Source organism: Nocardioides albertanoniae, from assembly GCF_006716315.1.
GTDB lineage: Bacteria > Actinomycetota > Actinomycetes > Propionibacteriales > Nocardioidaceae > Nocardioides > Nocardioides albertanoniae.
On record NZ_VFOV01000001.1, the window covers coordinates 1,136,748 to 1,151,211 of the forward strand.

The window sequence follows — 14,464 nt, forward strand, 5'->3', positions numbered from 1 at the left end:
CTACTATCTGACATAGTAGTAGCACTGTCGCGAACGAACGGAGACCATCCCCATGAACCTTGGCGCCATCCTCCTTGCCGGCCTACTGGCTGGCGGCGTCTCATGTGCCGCCGTCCAAGGTGGCCTTCTGGCCGGTCTGGTGGCGCGCCAGAAGGGTCGCACGACCGGGATTGAGGGCGGGAAGCGACAGCCGGCGATGAAGCAGACGTGGCAGGCACAGCTCGGAGGTGACCTGGCTCCGGTGGGCGGCTTTCTCGCCGGGAAGATCACCTCGCACGCTCTGTTCGGCGCGCTGCTCGGCGCAGTCGGCTCGGCCGTCCAGCTCTCTCCGAATCTCCGCTCGACCGTGCAGATCGTGGCGGGCCTTCTGATCATCGCCTTCGGTCTGGCTCAGCTCGGCGTACCGGGCTTCAGGAGTTTCGCGATCACTCTGCCCGCCTCCTGGGTGAAGCTCGTGCGTGGTCGTGCACACTCGACAAGCGCCCTGGCTCCAGCGATCCTCGGGTTCGCCTCGATCCTGCTGCCGTGTGGCGTGACGCTGTCGATGATGGCGCTGGCCATCACCTCAGGATCCCCTGTACGGGGCGCGCTCACCATGGCTGTGTTCGTTCTCGGCACCGCGCCGTTGTTCACCCTCATCGGATATGTCGCTCACAAGGCGGCGGCTGCCTGGAAGGGCCGGCTCGCGCTCGCCACCGGCATCGTTGTGCTTCTCGCCGGGTTCTACACGCTGAACGGCGGCCTCACCCTGGCCGGTTCGCCGCTGGCCGCGCAGAATCTCAAACAGACCTTCGGTATCGACCAACCAGCGATCGCGGACGCCTCTACGGTGACGATGGCCGACGGCACACAGACTGCGGTCATCACAGTCACCTCGGGCCGGTTCTCGCCAGCAAACCTCGCACTCAAGGCAGGCGTCCCGACCAAGGTGATCTTCCGTTCCCAGGGCGCCTACGGATGCGTACGAGCGCTCGTCGTCCCCGCCCTCAACACTCAAACAGTTCTGCCCGAGAACGGCGACACCCCGTTCGACCTCGGCATCACCAAGGCCGGGCGCATCGACTACTCGTGCTCGATGGGCATGTACTCCGGCACCATCACGATCAGCTAGGACACCATGCAGACCACCTATACCTGGGCCGTGACCGGCATGCACTGCAACAGCTGCAGCATCCTCATCGACGAGGCCGTCGAAGAACTCGATGGCGTGACTTCTTCGACCACTTCGCTCAAGAAGAAGCTCACTACTGTCACGCTCGACCCCACCCGATGCGAACCTGCCCACGTCGCCGAGGCGATCCGCATCGCCGGCTACGACGTCAACCCTGTATCCGTGAGCGCTCAGGCTGCACCCGCACGGCGCGCATGGTTTCGCCGGGCACGGTCGTGAGGTCCTGATGGGCAACCGCTCAAAGAGATGGGCGCAGAAGAGTCTGTGGCCCGTGTATGCGTTCGGGGCGTTCATCGTCATCGGCTTCACGCTCACCGTGCTCGGGGTGCGGACGTGCCTGTGAACGCGCCATCGCACACCCATCTGGCGATGCGGGTGACTCTCGAGGGGCGCGACCGATACCGGTGGATCAGTCTCGGGGCGGCGGGCCTGGCAGTGATCGCTGGAGGCATGGCGGTGTTCGGCTTGCCCCCGATCGATCTCCACGGGCCGTTGCACTGGTACGGGATCATGGACCCGCTGTGCGGCGGCACTCGTGCCGCCCGCTACACCGCGATGGGTCGGTGGGGTGAGGCATGGCGCTACAACCCACTCGGCATCGCCACCGTGCTGGTCGTAAGCCTGCTGCTCCTACGTGGCGCCACCGGCATCATGACCGGCCGTTGGCTCACCGCGCACATCACCTGGACCCGCCGCGCACGCAGGATCGCCATCGCTGCGGCCGTGATCTTGCTGATCCTTCTCGAGATCCGGCAACAGGGTCGGGCCGACCTGCTGATGCAGGGCACCTTCACCTTCATCGACCACCCTGTTCGTTGAACCCTGACCCTGAGGATCGAACCATGCACCGCCTGCCTGTTCTTGTAGCGATCTCCTCCTCCGTGATCCTGCTTCTGGGCGGCTGCGCGTCGGACCAACCGGAACGCTCAGCCGCCACGGGCGACGATCAACAGATCGGCCACATCCACGGGCTCGGCATCGATCCCGCCGACGGCGCCCTGTATGCAGCAGGACACCTCGGGGTCTTCAAGATCGAGAACGGCACACCAACCCGCATCGCCAACCGCTGGCAAGACACCATGGCGTTCACCGTCACCGGTCCGCACACCTTCCTGGGCAGCGGCCACCCGGACCTGAACGAGGACCTGCCGCCCCATCTCGGTCTGATCGAATCCACCGATGCAGCCAAGACCTGGAAACCCCTGTCACTCCAGGGCGAGGCCGACTTCCACGCACTCGAGGTCGTCGGCAACCGGGTGTTCGGCTACGACTCCAACAGCAGCCAGATCCTCGCCACCACCGACCGTACGACGTGGAAGAGCGTGACGGAGGGCGAGTTCATCGACCTCGCCTCATCGTCGGGCAAGACTGATCAGGTCCTCGCCACCACCGGAGCGGGTGAACTCGTCCGGGTGGACCTCGGCGGCCAGACCACGAAAGTCGCCGACGCACCCCGGCTCGTGTGGATCGACGCCACCCCGCGCGGCGTGCTCGTCGGCACCGGACCTGACGGCAAGGTCTACACGGCCGACTCTGCAACCGGCGACTGGATCAACCCAGGATCGGTCACTGGGCAACCCGAAGCCCTCGACGCCACGGACACCGTCTGGCACGTCGCAACCGATACCGGAATCTACGCATCCGAGGATCAGGGGGCGACGTGGTCCAAGATCGTCGAAATCGGACAGTAACTGCGTAAGTGCCCCGGTTGATCCGACAGCGGCGTCACCGCGAACGGGTCCTGTCCGGCAGTTTCTCCAGTACGAGCTGGATCGATCCGATGTTCCAACATGGACTCCAGGATCGACGTTACCCAAAGGTGGCGCCGAAACGGCCTTGGTGCTGTGACGCCGACGGACGCGCGTCGGCGAATTTTGCGTGCCTCCTAGGTCTCAGTTGCTGGTTGGTCCTTCCAAGACAGCGCAACGAGCAGGAGTCCGCCGGTCACGATGAAAACGTCCGCGAGGTTGAAGGTGGGCCACCAGCCGGTGTGCAGGTAATCGGTGACGTGCCCGTCCGGCGTGCGATCGATGAGGTTGGCGAGCGCGCCGCCGAGAATGACGGCGAGCGCGAGGCCCCAGGGCTGGCTTGCTTCTGGCGTGGTGCGCCATAGCAGCACTGCTACCCCTGCCGTGAGAAGGGCGGTTATCCCGACGACGATCCAGGACGGAGCGTCGGCTGCGAAGGAGAATGCGACGCCGGGGTTGAAGGTGAGCCGGAGATCGAGAAGGCCGCCTTCGATCGGAGCAGCAGGTAGGGCGCGTTCGGCCCATGCCTTGATTCCGAGGTCGGCTCCGGCAAGGACGGCGGCCAGGACGAGCAGCCCGATCCGGCGTTTGAGGACGCGGGACCGAGCTGCGACGGTGGTGCTAGGGGCTGTCACTGGCAGTCCTGCGAGCACGAGGACGCCTGGCCGGAGCCGGGCTCGTTGTCGTCGTCTTCGCAGCCATCGTCGCAGACGAGTTCGCCTTCCCAGGCTTCCTTGCCCTCCATGATGGCGAAGGCGGCGATGACAAAGCCGGCTACGGGGTCGATCCAGGTCCAGCCCAACAGCGCGAAGGCCACCAGTCCCGCGAAGGTCGATACGGACAGCCACGCGCACAGCTTCGTTTCGGCGGCGTCGGCGACGACGAGGCGGGAGTTCATCTCCAGACCGGCCTTGCGCTTGGCGTGGGCCAGCCAGGGCATGATGACGATGGAGACGCCGGTCAAGACGATGCCGACCAGGGAGGTGTCGGGTTTCTCGCCGCTGACGAGGTCGCGGATGCCTTCGATGGTGACGTAGGCGGCGAGGGCGAAGAACGTGACGGCGATGAACTTCAGGGCCCTGCGTTCCTTGGCCTCGTCTGGTTCGCCGCCCTTCATCTCCGCGAGCAGCCGCACCAGGACCACCGTCGCGGCAGCGACCTCGATGCTGGAGTCGACCCCAAAGCCGATCAGCGAGACCGCCCCGGCGACCGTGCCGGCCGCGATCGCGATGATGCCCTCGACGACGTTGTAGCCGATCGTGAACTGGGCGTACCTGACAGCGCGGCGGGCAGCCTTGCCGGTCACGTCCGGCGTGGTGGCCGTGGTCGGTGTGCTGCTCATCGGGTGGACTCCTCAGGGCCGATGGAGTTGGATCCGTAGGTGGGGCACAGGTCGACGGCGTCGCCGGTAGCGGCGAGCAACTGCTCTGCGGAGGCGAGCAGGTCGAGCAGCTCCGGCCTAGCGAGCGAGTGCAGGGTGGCGCGGCCTTGTGGCCGGGAGGTGATCAGGCCACAGTCGCGCAGGCAGGCGAGGTGCGCGGAGACTGTGGACTGCGCCAGCCCCACGCAGCTGACTAGGTCCGTGACGCGGGCCTCGCCCTCTGCAAGTCGCCGCAGAATCGCCAGGCGTGCCGGGTCTCCCAGGGAACGGAACAGGGCAACGGCCGCGGTCGGCGCCCCACATGAGGTGGTAGCCGACAGTGCGCTCTCCGTGCTATCAATCGTCATGGAACGATGATAACTGTCGTAGTCGATGTTTATCTAGAAGGGGTCGTGTCATGTTGATGAACCGAATCGAGAAAGCAGCGGTCAACAGTCCCGCCCGCCGGGCCCTGCAACGCTTCTACGAGGTCCCCGCGCTGTTGCGGCTGGCCGGCGGGCCGCTACCAGAGGGCGGCCGCGCCGTGGAGATCGGCTGCGGCTCCGGGTACGGCACACGGATGATCCTCGACCGCTTCCAGGCCGCACAGGTCGATGCACTTGACCTCGATCCCGACATGGTGGCCAAGGCCCAGCACCGCCTAGCGGACCGTCCGGACCGGGTGCGCCTCCAGGTAGCGGACGCCACCGACCTGAAGGCGGCGTTTGATGCCGCGGACGCCACCTATGACGCGGCCTTCGACTTCGCGATCATCCATCACATCCCCGATTGGCGCGCGAGCGTCGCTGAGATCGCACGTGTGCTGAAACCCGGCGGAATGTTCATCTTCGACGAAGTCACCGCCCATGCCCTGGCCCGACCGACCTACCGGCGACTGTTCGACCACCCCGAGCACGACCGATTCACCGCGCAGGATTTCCTCGCCGAGCTACCCCATCACGGCCTGGCTGTGACCGGTGCATTCACCCGCATCCAGGGCGACTATCTGCTCGGCGCCGCCCGCAAGCTCGACTTCGGCAGCGAATGAGCACGATGCCCATCACCGAGGGACGTGATTTCGGCAGGTCAGAGGGCGTGCCGCACCGCACGTCAGGTGGCGGCTTGAAAATCGCCATGTCACGGTGAGCGGGTGTTCGAGGGCGAGGGTGGCCACTGGCGGAGTGGTTTCGACCCTGGGTAGTAGGAGCGCGGCATGCCGCGCTGACTGCATCAGGGGGTGCAACGGTCATGAGGGCGGCGTCCAGGCGGGAAGCGACTCCAGACGCGTTGATACCCCCTGCGCGATCGAGTTCTCTCGAGGTGGCTTCGAGCGGACGAGTGCACCAGGACAGGCTCTGTGACGGTGAGCGAGCCAAGATCCTCACGCCGGAGCAGGACGCACGGGCGGTGCGAGCGCTGGCCGTGTTCAAGGCGAAGCGGGATGCGTTCTTGGCGGGGGTGCCGTTAGAGCAGCTCGACGCGGATGTCTGGGTTGTCGACGTAGATGCGGTGAACGCCGAAGTCGCGTAGCAGTCTCTGCCGTAGAGCGACGGGTGCTGATTCGTCTTCCAAGGCTTGGGCCAGCTCGGCGAACCGCTCGGCAATCTCTCCGGCGAACGGGAGAATCTCGATCTGCGCGCTGTCACCAAGGTCAGCCAGGTCGGCCCGCGCCGCACTGACCGCCTCATCAGTGCGGCGCTTCGTCGACACGAGGTCGTCGTCATCGAGAAGGCCCTTGATCGCCAGTCGTTTGGCGTTCTTCCACTCGGCTTCAGACTCCGCGATGCGGGCCTCTAGGGCGGTCCGCCTTCGGGCGTGTTCGTCTTTGGAGACGCCGCGGCTGACCGTGACCTGGACCGTGGCGCCACCACGTATCGGCTGCGAACCGACACCCTTGATGATGCGGTCGGCCAGCATGCTGTTCACGCGCGTGCAGGTGCCTGGATAGCCTTCCTTGGCCACCATTCCGGGTCGAGTGCCGGGGCAGTAGAACCTGATGCGGATCTTCATGTTCGGTTTGCCCGGATTATCGACTCGGGCGTACATGCGGTGTCCGCAGCGGGCGCAGTAGACGAACCGATCCAGGACGTGCTCGGGAACGACGCGCTTCTTCATGCGGCGTTCGCCGCGTCGAGCCATGCGCTGAGTGTGCACGCGGTCCCAGAGGTCGGGATCCACGAGCGGACCGAGCGGGGAAGCCTTCACGACACGTCCAGGGTCGTCCTCGTCGCGGGCTTCCAGGTAGGCCCTGCCGTTCTCGTCGCGAAGAACCTGCCGCCGGCCCCACACCAGTTCACCCTTGTAGAGAGGGTTGTCGAGGATTCCGTTGATCGTGTTTCCGCCCCACCCGGACCGTCGTGTCTTGGTTGGTACCGCTTCCGTATTCAGCCGTCGGGCGATTTCGTCGGAGGGCACGCCTTCATCGGCCCATGCGAAGATCTGCTTGAGCCAGGGGTATTCGTCCGGGTGCAGTTCGAGTTCGCCTGAACGCACCTTGCGGCCTCCGACGAAGGCCGGCATCCCGCTGGGAAGCTCGACGCCATCGACCACGAGCGGCTTCATACGTACGCCGTACGCGGGGCGCATGGCGATCGTGGAGCCGGCCGCAACCTTGGCGCGAAGATTGCGGCGAGTGCGGCGCCTGACCTTGAGCACCTCGCCCTTCGCGTTCACGGCGCGTAGGTCGGCGTCGTACATCGCGTCCTCGTCGTGCGGATCGATCAGGCCGATGTCCTCTGTCACGAGCGTGATGCCGAGTCGTTTGCACAGGGTGGTGATCTGCTGGCGCTGGCCGATACCTGCGGTGAGTCGCTCGAGCTCGTTGACTACCAGGTAGTGCACATCGCGGTTGGCTTCCAGGTAGTCGAAGAGCTCTTGGAGGCCCGGGCGGTCGGCGAGACTGCGAGAGACACCTTCGTCGGCGAACGAGTGCGTCAAGACGATGTCGTGTTCGGCGGCAACGGCGTCGTTGATCGCGCGCTGCTCAGCCGTCGAACCCTGCTCGTCGGTCGAGTAGCGCGTGTAACCAACTCCGTGCCGCACCTGCGGCCCGGCGTTGTGGCGCCGTGCGTTCACGGATGCATCGTACCGCGATTACGTACAACTAGAACGGATGTCGTCCCACTTCGGCTCGAACGCATAGCCCCCGTCGCCCGGCACGCCCTTGGCAGGCTTCGCGAGCATCGGCAGGATCGGCGGCATCACGGGAAGGTCCACGTGAACACAGTAGGTCAGCCGAGGGTGGGTGTTCCCCAAGTCAGGGTTCGGGGATCCCAGGTTGCGTCGGGCGCGGAGTCGTTGGCGCGGGGTCGGCGGCGCTCGTGGCGGTGAACGTCTCGGTGCTCGGTACGCCTGTGGCCAATTTCCGTAGCCACGCCTTCAGTCATGGCGCCAACCTTCTGGTGCGGTGCCGGCGAGGTCGAAGAGATCTCGGGCACGCGTTCGGCCGGTCTTTCCCGGAGCCGCAGTGGGCGTGAGGGAGGTGGCGAGTCGGTCGGATGCGGCGAGCTAGTCGCTGCGGACGCCGTCGCGAACGGCGTCGGCGATGAGCGAGCTGACGGCGCAGACCTTGACCAGATCGGCGATGGTCCGCTCGACGCCGGGCTCAGTGTGGGCGGGCCTGCGCGGTGGTCACCAGACCCATTGCCGCTCGGCAACGGCGCCCAGATGAGTGAGCGCCGCATCTGCCGTGGCAGCGATTGCACCCATTCGGGGAACAAATGTTGTTCTCTGATGTCTTGGGGTGGCCGTTCGCGACACGACCAGCGCCCTGGGGGATGGGGCGATCAGCGCCAACTGCAATTGGTCCCACCTCGGATCGAACACATACCCTCCGTCGCCTGACACGAGTTTCGCGGATTGGTCGGCAGAATTGGCGGCATCTCGGGAATCCACGTGTTCACAGGTTGCCAGGATTGGGGTAGAGGTTTGCCAATGCAGGTGCCTACCCTTACCGCTAGCATGACGGCAGATCTTGGCGGCTCGGGGAGGCAGTGTTGGCGGACATCAGGCTCAATTTGGACGATCTTCAGAAACTTTGGAGTGACCTGTCAAGGGTTTGCGACCAGTTTGGGCAGACCGACGGAGTCGGCGTGGACCTGATTGATGCCGTCGGGCACGACGGTCTAGCCGATCGCTTGGAGGACTTCGGAAGTTCTTGGGACGAGCGTCGAGAAGACATGGTCGATGATCTCGACACGGTCTGGCGTGGTGTCAGGTTGGTTGAGCAGGGGTTCCGAGAGTTGGACGCGGAACTCGGCGATAGTCTCGAAGGGGCGGTCTCCTGATGACGGGGGGACCCGGAGCTTATCTCTACGAGTTGACTCCGATTCCTGGCGATCCGGGGACAGTGCGTAGCGGGGCTCAGCGTCTACTGGGCACCGCTGAGTCGATCCGAAGCTCTGCCAGCACGATGGAACGTTTGGTCAACGGTGAGGGTGGCGAGAGCAAAGGGCTCAAGAAGGCCATCGATCGGGCCGAGGAGGTGCTACCGCGGCTTGAGCAGGCGGCTGAGCGCTACCAGGTCGCAGGTGAGGCGCTGCTGGAGTTTGCTCGCGATCAGGACGGGGCTATCGAAGCGGCCGATCGCGCGATTTTAGAGTACGAGCAGGCGCGAGAGGATGCGGCTACGGCAGCGAATGAAGATGTTCCTGAGGACGGTGCAGACGCCCACGAGTCGAGGATGGATGAGCTTCGGGGCAATGTCGCTGCCGCCGAGGCCGCCTACAACGCCGCACGCGATGATTGGAACCGCGCCGCTGAACATGCTGACAGTCTGATCGAGGACGTCGTCGAGGACTCACCGCTCAACGATGGCATGTTCGATGACATCAAGGGACTCGGCGAAGACATTCTCGATGCGCTCGCCCCGGTGGCGGATCTTCTAGCGGAGATCGCGAAGTCGTTGTCCGCGTTGGAAAACGTGCTGATCGATCTGGTGAATCCTTGGGGCGACGAGAATCCCAGCGCCGCGTCTGACGCTGCTCGGCGCGAGGCTGTGGAGAAGTTCAGAGACCCAGGCCCAGCGGGGCAGGCTTACCGGAAGCATGTCGATGAGATGTTCGACCTAGCGGACGCCTCATACAATGATTCGGGCGCCCCCAAGCCGTGGCACCGGTTGACTGGGGCCGAGTTAGCGGCATACGGGATCGACATGGCCACGGACAAGAACTTCCAGGCATCAGTCTTTCGTAATCCCGAGACGGGCGAGGTCGCGGTCGCCTATCGCGGTAGCGAAATGAACGCCGGCGACTGGAGCCAGAATCTCCAGAACGCCGGCGACCTTTCGTCAGCGCAGCACGAGCAAGCGATCGATCTGGCGACCCAGGTTACCGACACCTTCGGCATAGATAACGTCGAGTTCACCGGACACTCCCTTGGTGGCAGCCTGGCCGCGACCGCGAGCGTTGCGACCGGTTGTAACGCGACCACGTTCAACGCCGAGGGCATCGGCGCAGGAAACTACGCCGCGGCCGCCGATGCATACGGCGATCGTGCGAGCGCTGACAACGTGACGAACTTCCGGACCAGTAACGACCCTCTCACCATCGGCCAGGAGGGCATCGACGTAGTTCCGCCTGCCGGAGTGCAGGTGACGATCCCGACGGAGACGCCTGGTATCGCTGCGGGGCACGGTAGGGGGCCTTCCCATGGCACGGCAGCAACTAGAAGGACGGATGAGAATGTTGGCAATGGGAGAGCCGCCGCAGCTCGACTTCGTGCTCGAGGGGGTGTGGATGCAATGCCAAGCCGGAGACGCCCAGCGTGTGGGCAGACTTCTAGACGTACTTCGAGGTTCGGGTCCTGCCGGTGAGCTTCATGCGGCGCGGTTTCGTGATGACCTCGACCGCTGGCGCGCGGCCGGGGGTCACCAGATCTTCCTACGCCAAGATCAGCCCGAACTACTGACGCTGACGTGGCCGCGGTCTCTGCCGTCTCCGGCGATCTTCGCTGGCAAGGACGCAGCGATTGAGTCGTTGCGGGCGGAGGCGGGCGGTGAGGCGACCGAGCTGAGGAGCGATCACGGATTCTGGATAGTTCGCGCCGAGCGCAGCGGCGATGTCTCGCTGTCGTCGACCTATTGGATCGCTCATCCGACCAGCGCTCGCACGCTCGTCCTGGACGCCACGATCTTCCCGAACGCCCGCGACCGCATGTCGACCTACGACTCGTTGGCTGCAACGATGTCATGGAAGGACGCTGATCCGTTCTCGGGCCAGTAAGTGGTTGATTCACGGAGCGACCGACGCGCCCATATGCCGATCTCGCACGGGCGCTATGCGCTGTCGGCACATCCGCTCACGGTACTGAACGCCTCGGTGGTTGTGATCGACTTCACCCAGTCGTCCCAATCCGGGTCTTTTTGCGCCGCGTCGGTGAGGGTGAAGGTTGTTTTGGCGAACTTGTCGATGGGAGCGACGTGGTCAGTCTCTGAATTGAGTGCGAAGGTGGTGGGGGTCTCCACGCCGGGGAGGCGAGAGTCTTCATCCATATGGTTCTCATCAAAGAACTGATTGGTGGTGATGACCATGATCTGGTTGAAGCCGAACTTCTGCATATCGTCGGGGAGGTCGATGACCTTGGCTCGCACGAACTCGATCTTCCGCATCCCATTGATCTTGGGGTCTGGATTCACTGTCTCCATGACCGTGTTGACGACTGCCTCATCGGCATCTTTGCATCCGTCGGTGGCTTTGTTGATCGGGTTGCAGGCCATCAATGGGAGCAGGAGGAGGCCGCATGTCAGTCTGAGGAGTCGCTGCATGCACGAGATGCTATCGGCCCTTGATGTGCGTCAAGACGGATGTGCGTCGTTGCCACGCCGTACAGCCCAAGGGGCCAACCCGGCGAGGAGGAACGAAGCGGCCCGCACGTAGGAGCGGATCCCCATGCCGGTGGTCCGGCCGCGGTGGGCCGGCCTCGTCCAACCAAACCGCCATGCCAACAACCGGCCTAGCCGAGACGATTGCGACGATGCGGCGGCCGGCGCCGGTTCGGGCGAGGTCCTCGGCGAGGTCAGGACGTACGCCTCGCGGGCCTTCACTGCCTCGTCCGTTGCCTGTCCCGATCCGAGCGGAAGTCACTCGGTCGGCAGCAGCACCGTGGAGAGCATCACGCGCTGCTTGTCGTCGACCTGCTCGAGGTGGGGAGAGATCAGGGCGTTGAAACCCTCCTGGATCCGCGCCAGGTCGTCCTCGTCGACGTAGAGGGGGCCCGAGCCGAACCCGAGGTGGCTGCGGGCCACCTCGCCCAGGCCGAGCGAGTCCTCGAAGGTGCGGAGGAGCTCGCCGACGAAGGCGAGGAAGGCGGCCCGCACCTGCTCGTCCGACAGCGTCGACAGCTCGGCCTGGTCGACGTGGGCCATCCGCTCGCCCAGCGTGTAGGTGCGCTCGACGGCGCCTCGTACGCGCCGCTCCGATGCCACGGCGAGCACCTCCGCCTTCACGAGCACCGAGATGTGTCGATACAGCGTTGCCTGCGGGACGTCGGGGAGCAGCGTCTGCAGCTCGGCCGTCGTCTGGTCGCGGCTGCCCACCGCGTGCAGGATCCGCAGCCGCACGGGATGCGCGACGACTGTGGAGATATCGCCTTGCGGAGCCATTCACCCTCCATTATTCTCATTCTGAGAATGTTATCGATCTGAACATAGTCTAGGAGGCGCGATGACCACCCTCAACTTCGACGGCCGGCGGCTGACGGTCACCTTTCCCAGCTGGGAGCTGCTGATGGCAGGCCGCTCGAGCCACACCGTCGACATCGACGGGATCGACTACGTCGAGGCCCTGCCCGGGTGGAGCTCGGAGATCCTGGGCATCCGCTCGGGCCTGGTCGTCTCCGGCTATCGCAAGCTCGGCACCTTCCGGCACCCGGACGGCACCCGCCGACTGGTCTCGATGTCGCGCGGGCTGCCGCTGCTGCGGGTGCGGATGCGCGACCGGGATGCCGGTGCCGGGTTCGACGAGCTGCTCATCAGCGACCGCGACGCTGCCGAGATCGCCGCCGACCTCGGCGCTCAGGCATGGGCATGAGCGCCTCGGCGAGCGCGACGGCCTCGGACGTCGAACGGCTGCAGGGTCCGCTGCTGCGGGCCCAGGGCCTGGTCAAGGGCTTCGGCGCGGTGCCGGCGCTGAACCGGATCGACCTGGAGGCGCGTCCGGGGAGGGTGACCGGGTTCATCGGGCCCAACGGTGCGGGCAAGAGCACCACCCTGCGCATCCTCACCGGGCTGATCCGTGCCGACGGCGGCACCGCGACCATCGACGGGATGCCGTACGCCGCGCTGGAGTGCCCACCGCGGGTGCTGGGTGTCGTCGGTGACCTGGCCGGCGCCCATCCGGGGATGACGGCCAGGGGACACCTGCAGACGCAGGCGGCCATGATCCGCGCCTCGGACGACCGCGTCGAGCAGGTGCTCGACGAGACCGGCCTGCGCTCGGCGGCACGTCGCCGCGTACGCGGATTCTCGACCGGGATGCGGCAGCGGCTGGCGCTGGCCACGGCCCTGCTGGGCGAGCCCGCCGGGCTGATCCTCGACGAGCCGACCAACGGGCTCGACCCCTCCGGCACGATCTGGCTCCGCCGGAGGCTGCGCGCCTTCGCCGACGCCGGTGGCACGGTGCTGGTCGCCAGCCATGTGCTCACCGATCTGCAGCAGATGATCGATGACGTGGTGATCATCGAGGGCGGTCGTTCGCTGTGGTCGGGGTCGCTGAGCGACTTCACCGACAACCACGCCTCCCTGGAGGAGGCCTATCTGAGCATGATCGAGAAGGAGATGGCATGAGGCAGCTCACTGGTGCGATCCGGGGCGAGCTCGTGCGCCTGACACGCACGCGACTGATCTGGTGGACGCTGATCGCGGCGGCGCTGTGCGGAGGCGGCCTCGTCGGGCTCGTCAGCCTGACCGGCCCCGAGAACGCCACCCCGCCGATGCCCGGTCTCGACACGGTCGAAGGTGTCTCGGGCGTGCTGAGCCTGCTCAGTGTCACCCTGTTCGTGCCGGCGCTGATCGGCACGGCCGCGATCAGCGGCGAGTATCGGCACCGCACCGTCGCGACCACCTTCCTTGCGATCCCGCGGCGCGGGCAGGTGCTGATCGCCAAGCTGGTCGCCTACAGCGCCCTCGGTCTGGGCTACGGCCTCGCCTTTGCCCTGACCGCGGTCGCCGGCCTCTACGCGGGCTCGGCGTTGCACGGAGGTGGCCTGGGGCTCGGCGTCGCCGACGTGGTGGGCACCGTGTCGCGATACGGGGCCGCTGCTGCCATCTACATGCTGCTGGGTGTCGGCATCGGCGCGATCGCGCGCAACCAGTTCCTCGCGATCGGCCTCACCCTGGGCTACTTCTATCTCGTGGAGAACCTGATCATGATCGTGCCGGGCGTGAACATGGCCTATCCCTTCCTGCCCGGCGGAGCCGCCTCCGCCCTCACCGGCTCCACCGCGTTGCTGGAGATGATCGCCGCCGAGACGGGGCAGAGCGGCCCCGCGATCCAGGCGCCGCTGATCGGAGCACTGGTTCTCCTCGGCTACGCGCTGATGTCCTCGGCCCTGGCCGCCGCCGTCTCCCTGCGCCGCGACGTCACCTGATGTCAGTGCGGTAGCCACGGCCTCTGCCGTCTACAGTTGTGCCGTGCGTTTCGGCGTACGTTCCCCAGTTGGTCTGCCGGCAGGGCCCGCCTGACTTTGAATCAGGATCAGCGACGTAGGTTCGACTCCTACCTGGGGAGCAGAGAGCACCGAAGAGACCGGCGCCGGATGTGAGCCGTGGGGCAGGGAAGCTGGTCGCGGTGCTAGGGGCGAGATGCCAAGGTGTCGGCGAGAGCGTCGAGCATGCCGGGAACGATGGAGAAGTACGCCCATCGGCCGCGCTGCTCGCGGGTGACCAGTCCGGCCTCGACCAGCAGCTTCATGTGGTGGGACACGGTTGGTTGTGACAGACCGATCGGCTCGGTGAGGTCGCAGATGCACGCCTCCTGGTCCTCGCCGGCCGCGATGATCGAGAGCAGCTTGACCCGGTTCGGGTCGCCGAGCGCCTTGAACATCCGCGCCAGTGCCTCGGCCTGGTTGTCATCGAGGATGCCCGCGGTCACGGGTGAGCAGCACGCGACGGCGGCGGACGGAAGCGCGGGAAGGGTGGTCATGACGGCTATTGTACCGAATTATATTGACGAACGTCGATACGTCATC

19 protein-coding genes and 1 tRNA gene are annotated in these 14,464 nt (G+C 65.6%); 12 read left to right on the forward strand and 8 right to left on the reverse strand.

What is annotated here, in order from left to right:
* Nucleotides 1-52 precede the first annotated feature (52 nt).
* The 4 genes from FB381_RS05470 to FB381_RS05485 all read left to right on the forward strand — a co-directional run bounded on the left by FB381_RS05470 (nt 53) and on the right by FB381_RS05485 (nt 2,862).
* Nucleotides 53-1,111: an urease accessory protein UreH domain-containing protein gene (locus FB381_RS05470; RefSeq protein WP_141779353.1), complete on the forward strand. Its 1,059-nt coding sequence runs from the start codon at nt 53-55 to the stop codon at nt 1,109-1,111.
* A 6-nt stretch (nt 1,112-1,117) separates the two neighbouring features.
* A complete protein-coding gene (locus tag FB381_RS05475; RefSeq protein ID WP_141779354.1) occupies nt 1,118-1,390 on the forward strand; it encodes a heavy-metal-associated domain-containing protein in 273 nt (90 codons plus the stop codon).
* 246 nt (nt 1,391-1,636) lie between these two features.
* Nucleotides 1,637-1,990 (forward strand): DUF2752 domain-containing protein, encoded by a 354-nt coding sequence (locus FB381_RS23815; protein ID WP_170225060.1) that lies wholly within the window; start codon nt 1,637-1,639, stop codon nt 1,988-1,990.
* Nucleotides 1,991-2,013: 23 nt separating this feature from the next.
* Nucleotides 2,014-2,862 (forward strand): F510_1955 family glycosylhydrolase, encoded by an 849-nt coding sequence (locus FB381_RS05485; protein WP_141779356.1) that lies wholly within the window; start codon nt 2,014-2,016, stop codon nt 2,860-2,862.
* A gap of 194 nt (nt 2,863-3,056) precedes the next feature.
* Here FB381_RS05485 and lspA read toward each other — a convergent pair whose 3' ends face one another.
* From lspA to FB381_RS05500, 3 genes are read right to left on the reverse strand one after another with little or no spacing between them, the layout of a single operon-like run.
* Nucleotides 3,057-3,572, reverse strand: coding sequence for a signal peptidase II (gene lspA / locus FB381_RS05490; protein ID WP_211352327.1), 516 nt, complete (start codon nt 3,570-3,572; stop codon nt 3,057-3,059).
* A complete protein-coding gene (locus FB381_RS05495) occupies nt 3,551-4,261 on the reverse strand; it encodes a cation diffusion facilitator family transporter (protein WP_141779357.1) in 711 nt (236 codons plus the stop codon). The genes lspA and FB381_RS05495 overlap by 22 nt, the downstream gene beginning before the upstream one ends.
* Nucleotides 4,258-4,647 (reverse strand): ArsR/SmtB family transcription factor, encoded by a 390-nt coding sequence (locus FB381_RS05500; RefSeq protein WP_141779358.1) that lies wholly within the window; start codon nt 4,645-4,647, stop codon nt 4,258-4,260. Before FB381_RS05500 ends, FB381_RS05495 begins: the two co-directional genes overlap by 4 nt.
* Before the next feature lie 50 nt (nt 4,648-4,697).
* Between FB381_RS05500 and FB381_RS05505 the strand changes: the two genes are divergently transcribed.
* Nucleotides 4,698-5,327, forward strand: coding sequence for a class I SAM-dependent methyltransferase (locus FB381_RS05505; protein ID WP_141779359.1), 630 nt, complete (start codon nt 4,698-4,700; stop codon nt 5,325-5,327).
* Between the two features lie 416 nt (nt 5,328-5,743).
* Here FB381_RS05505 and FB381_RS05510 read toward each other — a convergent pair whose 3' ends face one another.
* A complete protein-coding gene (locus FB381_RS05510; protein WP_141779360.1) occupies nt 5,744-7,354 on the reverse strand; it encodes a recombinase family protein in 1,611 nt (536 codons plus the stop codon).
* Nucleotides 7,355-7,372: 18 nt separating this feature from the next.
* Nucleotides 7,373-7,495 (reverse strand): hypothetical protein, encoded by a 123-nt coding sequence (locus FB381_RS24435; RefSeq protein ID WP_281285033.1) that lies wholly within the window; start codon nt 7,493-7,495, stop codon nt 7,373-7,375.
* 779 nt (nt 7,496-8,274) lie between these two features.
* On the opposite strand from FB381_RS24435, the gene FB381_RS05515 reads away from it, so the two are divergent.
* The 3 genes from FB381_RS05515 to FB381_RS05525 all read left to right on the forward strand — a co-directional run bounded on the left by FB381_RS05515 (nt 8,275) and on the right by FB381_RS05525 (nt 10,500).
* Entirely contained in the window at nt 8,275-8,565 is a 291-nt protein-coding gene (locus FB381_RS05515; protein ID WP_141779361.1) for a hypothetical protein, read from the forward strand.
* A 125-nt stretch (nt 8,566-8,690) separates the two neighbouring features.
* Nucleotides 8,691-10,091 carry a Tle-like phospholipase domain-containing protein gene (locus FB381_RS05520; protein WP_170225061.1) on the forward strand — a complete coding sequence of 467 codons (1,401 nt, stop codon included), beginning with the start codon at nt 8,691-8,693 and terminating at the stop codon, nt 10,089-10,091.
* Nucleotides 10,092-10,254: 163 nt separating this feature from the next.
* Nucleotides 10,255-10,500: a hypothetical protein gene (locus FB381_RS05525; RefSeq protein WP_141779363.1), complete on the forward strand. Its 246-nt coding sequence runs from the start codon at nt 10,255-10,257 to the stop codon at nt 10,498-10,500.
* A gap of 53 nt (nt 10,501-10,553) precedes the next feature.
* On the opposite strand, the gene FB381_RS05530 is transcribed toward FB381_RS05525, so the two are convergent.
* Both FB381_RS05530 and FB381_RS05535 read right to left on the reverse strand, forming a co-directional pair.
* Complete coding sequence (locus FB381_RS05530) at nt 10,554-11,042, reverse strand: hypothetical protein (protein ID WP_141779364.1); 489 nt, start codon at nt 11,040-11,042, stop codon at nt 10,554-10,556.
* A 315-nt stretch (nt 11,043-11,357) separates the two neighbouring features.
* Nucleotides 11,358-11,879 carry a helix-turn-helix domain-containing protein gene (locus FB381_RS05535; RefSeq protein WP_141779365.1) on the reverse strand — a complete coding sequence of 174 codons (522 nt, stop codon included), beginning with the start codon at nt 11,877-11,879 and terminating at the stop codon, nt 11,358-11,360.
* Nucleotides 11,880-11,940: 61 nt separating this feature from the next.
* On the opposite strand from FB381_RS05535, the gene FB381_RS05540 reads away from it, so the two are divergent.
* The 4 genes from FB381_RS05540 (at nt 11,941) to FB381_RS05555 (ending at nt 14,004) form a co-directional block, all read left to right on the forward strand.
* On the forward strand, nt 11,941-12,306 hold the full coding sequence (locus FB381_RS05540) for a hypothetical protein (protein ID WP_141779366.1): 366 nt from the start codon (nt 11,941-11,943) through the stop codon (nt 12,304-12,306).
* The gene (locus tag FB381_RS05545) at nt 12,303-13,061 is read left to right on the forward strand and encodes an ABC transporter ATP-binding protein (RefSeq protein WP_141779367.1); all 759 of its coding nucleotides are present in this window, start codon (nt 12,303-12,305) and stop codon (nt 13,059-13,061) included. The genes FB381_RS05540 and FB381_RS05545 overlap by 4 nt, the downstream gene beginning before the upstream one ends.
* Nucleotides 13,058-13,864 (forward strand): ABC transporter permease, encoded by an 807-nt coding sequence (locus FB381_RS05550; RefSeq protein ID WP_141779368.1) that lies wholly within the window; start codon nt 13,058-13,060, stop codon nt 13,862-13,864. Before FB381_RS05545 ends, FB381_RS05550 begins: the two co-directional genes overlap by 4 nt.
* A 61-nt stretch (nt 13,865-13,925) precedes the next feature.
* Nucleotides 13,926-14,004, forward strand: a tRNA-Gln gene (locus tag FB381_RS05555).
* Between the two features lie 63 nt (nt 14,005-14,067).
* On the opposite strand, the gene FB381_RS05560 is transcribed toward FB381_RS05555, so the two are convergent.
* On the reverse strand, nt 14,068-14,418 hold the full coding sequence (locus tag FB381_RS05560) for an ArsR/SmtB family transcription factor (RefSeq protein WP_141779369.1): 351 nt from the start codon (nt 14,416-14,418) through the stop codon (nt 14,068-14,070).
* Nucleotides 14,419-14,464: the final 46 nt, after the last annotated feature.

Coding starts and splice junctions, on each gene's coding strand:
- FB381_RS05470 (WP_141779353.1), top strand. CDS start 53: ATGAACCTTGGCGCCATCCTCCTTGCCGGCCTACTGGCTGGCGGCGTC.
- FB381_RS05475 (WP_141779354.1), top strand. CDS start 1,118: ATGCAGACCACCTATACCTGGGCCGTGACCGGCATGCACTGCAACAGC.
- FB381_RS05485 (WP_141779356.1), top strand. CDS start 2,014: ATGCACCGCCTGCCTGTTCTTGTAGCGATCTCCTCCTCCGTGATCCTG.
- FB381_RS05495 (WP_141779357.1), bottom strand. CDS start 4,261: ATGAGCAGCACACCGACCACGGCCACCACGCCGGACGTGACCGGCAAG.
- FB381_RS05500 (WP_141779358.1), bottom strand. CDS start 4,647: ATGACGATTGATAGCACGGAGAGCGCACTGTCGGCTACCACCTCATGT.
- FB381_RS05505 (WP_141779359.1), top strand. CDS start 4,698: ATGTTGATGAACCGAATCGAGAAAGCAGCGGTCAACAGTCCCGCCCGC.
- FB381_RS05520 (WP_170225061.1), top strand. CDS start 8,691: ATGGAACGTTTGGTCAACGGTGAGGGTGGCGAGAGCAAAGGGCTCAAG.
- FB381_RS05530 (WP_141779364.1), bottom strand. CDS start 11,042: ATGCAGCGACTCCTCAGACTGACATGCGGCCTCCTCCTGCTCCCATTG.
- FB381_RS05535 (WP_141779365.1), bottom strand. CDS start 11,879: ATGGCTCCGCAAGGCGATATCTCCACAGTCGTCGCGCATCCCGTGCGG.
- FB381_RS05540 (WP_141779366.1), top strand. CDS start 11,941: ATGACCACCCTCAACTTCGACGGCCGGCGGCTGACGGTCACCTTTCCC.
- FB381_RS05545 (WP_141779367.1), top strand. CDS start 12,303: ATGAGCGCCTCGGCGAGCGCGACGGCCTCGGACGTCGAACGGCTGCAG.
- FB381_RS05550 (WP_141779368.1), top strand. CDS start 13,058: ATGAGGCAGCTCACTGGTGCGATCCGGGGCGAGCTCGTGCGCCTGACA.
- FB381_RS05560 (WP_141779369.1), bottom strand. CDS start 14,418: ATGACCACCCTTCCCGCGCTTCCGTCCGCCGCCGTCGCGTGCTGCTCA.